The sequence below is a fragment of the Kitasatospora sp. LaBMicrA B282 genome, assembly GCF_050325825.1.
GTDB lineage: Bacteria > Actinomycetota > Actinomycetes > Streptomycetales > Streptomycetaceae > Kitasatospora.
This window is the reverse complement of sequence record NZ_JBNQTI010000318.1, coordinates 1-3665: the sequence shown is the minus strand read 5'-3', so window position 1 is coordinate 3665 and position 3665 is coordinate 1. Positions and strand designations below refer to the sequence as shown.

At 75.4% G+C, this 3665-nt stretch carries 2 protein-coding genes and 1 pseudogene; 2 read left to right on the top strand and 1 reads right to left on the bottom strand.

Annotation, left to right across the window (positions count from 1 at the left end; translation table 11 throughout):
- Nucleotides 1-737: 737 nt before the first annotated feature.
- On the top strand, nucleotides 738-2162 hold the full coding sequence (locus ACQRUO_RS38900; protein ID WP_428320911.1) for a GAF domain-containing protein: 1425 nt from the start codon (nucleotides 738-740) through the stop codon (nucleotides 2160-2162).
- A 34-nt stretch (nucleotides 2163-2196) separates the two neighbouring features.
- Here the strand turns inward: ACQRUO_RS38900 and ACQRUO_RS38895 are convergent, their stop codons facing one another.
- Complete coding sequence (locus tag ACQRUO_RS38895; protein WP_428320910.1) at nucleotides 2197-2709, bottom strand: SsgA family sporulation/cell division regulator; 513 nt, start codon at nucleotides 2707-2709, stop codon at nucleotides 2197-2199.
- A gap of 407 nt (nucleotides 2710-3116) precedes the next feature.
- Between ACQRUO_RS38895 and ACQRUO_RS38890 the strand changes: the two are divergent.
- Nucleotides 3117-3665: pseudogene (locus tag ACQRUO_RS38890) on the top strand (hypothetical protein); the annotation flags it as partial.

Sequence of the window (3665 nt, the reverse complement as noted above, 5' to 3'; positions counted from 1 at the left end):
CCGGGAACCCACCCACCCGGGAACCCACCCACCCGGGAACCCACCCACCCGGGAACCCACCCACCCGGGAACCCACCCACCCGGGAACCCACCCACCCGGGAACCCCGGCGCCGAGCGCAAGCGCCGGCGGCCGGGGTTCCCGGGGTGGGTGGGGCCCACAGATCAGGGATCGGGGGCTGGGGGCCACCAGGTCGGGGACCAAGGACCGGGACGGTCAGAAGCAAGACCGAGACGGGGTGGGACCCACAGGTCAGGGATCAGGGGCTCGGGACCACCAGTCGGGGGCCAAGGACCGGAATGGTCAAGAGCAGAACCGGGAGGCAGGCCGTCGGGCCCGGATACCCGGCGGGCGGCTCGCCCCCCAGTCAGGACTCGCGGCCGGCAGACGGGTCGTCAGGCCCGGAAACCCAGGGAGCAGCCGCCCCCTCCAGCCCTCACACCAGGCACCCGGCCCCGGCCCCGCCCCCCGCGACCCACCCCCTGGTGCACCTCCGGGTGCACGTGGTGGTTGACCCGGCGATTCACCCCCCGATTCACCCCGCACTCCGCCCCGTGCTTCAGCTCGGGACGGGCCTGGTGGGCGGGCCGGCGGGGAGGTCGGAGCGGTCGACGTGCCAGATTCGTGCGCGGATCCCTCGACTCGCGCACCGGCGGCACCCGTACGCTGTGGGCGGCAGGGCTGGCCGGGGCCCTGCCCCGGCCGAGCGGGCCCGGAGCAGCGGCGAGGGGAGCCACCATGCGGGACACCGCACACCTGGGACGGCAGGACCTGGGACACCTGGGCCGGAACGAGGACCTCGCCAGCCGCACCGAGGTGGAGACCGCCCGCACCCACGACCAGGTCCTCACCGGCGAGATCCCGCGCCAGGCGCCGCGGCCGGAGATCGGCGACTCCTGGGAGCGGCTGCGCCGGCTCGGCCTGGACCCGGACCGCGGCCGCGAGCCCGAGCACCTGAGCACCGCCGAGGTCGAGCACCGCCGCCGGGCCAGCGGCCTGGACGCCGTGATGCCGACGCTGCGCGACACCCTGCTCGACCCGGTCACCGACCTGCCGCTGATCCTCGCCGTCGCCGATGCCCAGGGCACCGTGCTCTGGCACGAGGGGCCGCGCCAGCTGCGCCGCAGCGGCGACCTGATCGGGTTCATGACGGGCGGTCACTGGGGCGAGGAGGCGGTCGGCACCAACGGCATCGGCACCGTCGCCCGCACCGGCCGGCCGCTGCGGGTCCAGGCCGGCGAGCACTACCTGCGCAACCAGCACGCCTGGACCTGCGTCGGCGCCCCGGTCCGCGACCCGCGCACCGGCCGGGTGGCCGGCGTGGTCGACCTCAGCGGCCCGGCCCGCGGCGTGCACCCGCAGCTGCTCGCGCTCGCCGTCACCGCCGCCCGGCTGGCCGAGACCGAGCTGCGCGCCGCCCAGTTGGAGTCGCTGCACCGGCTGCGCACGGTCGCCGCCCCGGTGCTGGCCCAGTCCTCGGGGCCGGCCATGGTGGTCGACCGGGACGGCTGGACCGCCGCCACCGCCGGCCTGCCCCCGGTCAGCCGGCTGCGGCTGCCGGCCGACGGCTGGGGGTCCGCCTCGGTGCACTGGCTGCCCTCGCTCGGCGAGTGCGCGGTCGAACCGATCGCCGACGGCTGGCTGGTCCGCCCGCTGACCGGCTCCGCGGAGGCGGTGCACGAGCAGGCGGTGGGCGCCCGGCTGGTGCTCGACCTGAGCAACGGCGACCGCCCGGAGGTCTCGGTGCGCGGCGGGGTGGGCAGTTGGTCGCACGCGCTCAGTCCGCGGCACGCCGAGCTGCTCCTGCTGCTGGCCGCCCATCAGGACGGGCGCAGCGCCGCCGAGCTGGCGGCCGACCTGTTCGGCGACCCGACCCGCGCGGTCACCGTGCGGGCCGAGCTCTCCCGGCTGCGCCGCTACCTGGGCGGCGTGCTGGAGCACCGGCCGTACCGGTTCGCCGAGACGGTCCGGGTGGAGGTGGTCCACCCGGCCGACCCGGCGCAGTTGCTGCCGGCCTCCTCGGCCCCGGGGATCCGCCGGTTCCGGGCGCTGTTGGACGCGGGCGAGCAGCAGCTGCCCGGCTGCCGGGTCGCCGCGGCGGCGCCGGAGGGCGCGGGGGTGCTGAACAGACAGGTGCCGAGCCCGAGACGCGGGGACTCCTGAGAGCTGCTCGAACTCACGCCCAGGAAGCCTCGACTCAGGAAGCCTCGTCGCCGAACAGGAAGGCCGAGAGCTGCTCGTCGGTCGGCCCGCAGTCCGGCTCCGACCCCTCCGGCACCTCGGCGTAGGTCCGGTCCAGCCACTCCCGCACCCGCGGTGCGGAGGCCTCCAGCAGCGCGCTGCCGTACGGCGACTCCAGCGCCAGGTGCAACGTCGCACCGTGGCACGGGCAGTGCGCCGGCCACAGCCGCACGTCACCCTGCCCGCTCAGGCCGCGCAGGCCGTCGCGTAGCAGTTCACGGGAGAAGACCCAGTCGACCTCGTCGGGCCGGCCCAGGTGGAAGGTGACCAGGACTTCGTAGGGACGTTCGGGCTCGTAGCGGAACCGGGTGGGTACCGTACCCACCTTGTCCCGGCCCAGGGCGATGCGCAGGGTCAGGACGTCCTCGACCGGCAACGCCGGCCGGCAGGCGGACTGCGGCCGGGCTCCCTGCGAGGCACGGTACGGGACTCCGCCGGCGGCGGACGCGGACAGGTGATCGCGCGGCATGGCTGATTCTCCGGGGCGAGAACGGGACCGAGCCAGCCTGCTCCGACGTCACCGACCCCCGCAAAGGTTGCATGGGGTTGCAACGTGATTCCCGGGTGCCGTTCGGCTCGCTGTCAGAGTCTGCCCAGCAACCCATAAGTATTCCCATAAGTTCACCAGACGGTACGTCAACTTCCCTCCCTCGATGGTCGGTCCGCGTTGTTGATCTGTGATCCTGGAGTGCCCGTTCTCGTCCCCGGGACCGATTACGCAGCGGTGTCGCACTGGTACTCTCGTCACCCTGTCGACACGGCTGGTGCACGGGGGTGACAGCCGGCCACGTACACGCGGCAGCTGCATGCTCATCAGGCCCAAGCGGGGCAGCGGCAGTCGGCCGGGGAGGCCGACTGGGGAGGAGAGGGAGTCCGGTGGCTCACCGGGATGGCACCCCCGCGGCGACGCGGCGTACCGAAAGCCGGTCGCTGCCGCTCGCCCGGCACCACGAGATCCGGCCCGACGTCCGGCCCGACCTCCGGGACATCCGACCCGACGTCCGGGACATCCGACCCGACGTCCGGCCCGACGTCCGACCCGGTGGTCGGCACGGCCGGCCCCGGCCGCTCGGCGGGCAGTTCCGGCTGCCCGCGATCCGGGTCTCCGGTGCGGCGATGGCGATGTCCACCGTGGTGGGCATCAGCATCGCCACCACCTGGCTGATCAGCGCCCAGCAGCGGATCGGCTACGGCGTGCGGATGACCACCGTCGGGGCCACCCCGGCCGAGCCCGCGACCACCCCGCCCGGCGCCGCCACGGGGACCGCCTCCGGCGGCAACGCACCCGCCGCCGCCGGCCCCACCGCGCCCGCCCCGGTCGCCGGCGCCACCATCAGCGCGGGCCCGGTCCGCACCGGCCCGGGGAGCACGGGAACCGGCGTCGGCCCCGCCGCCGCCCGCCCGGCGACGGGCCGAGATCGGAAG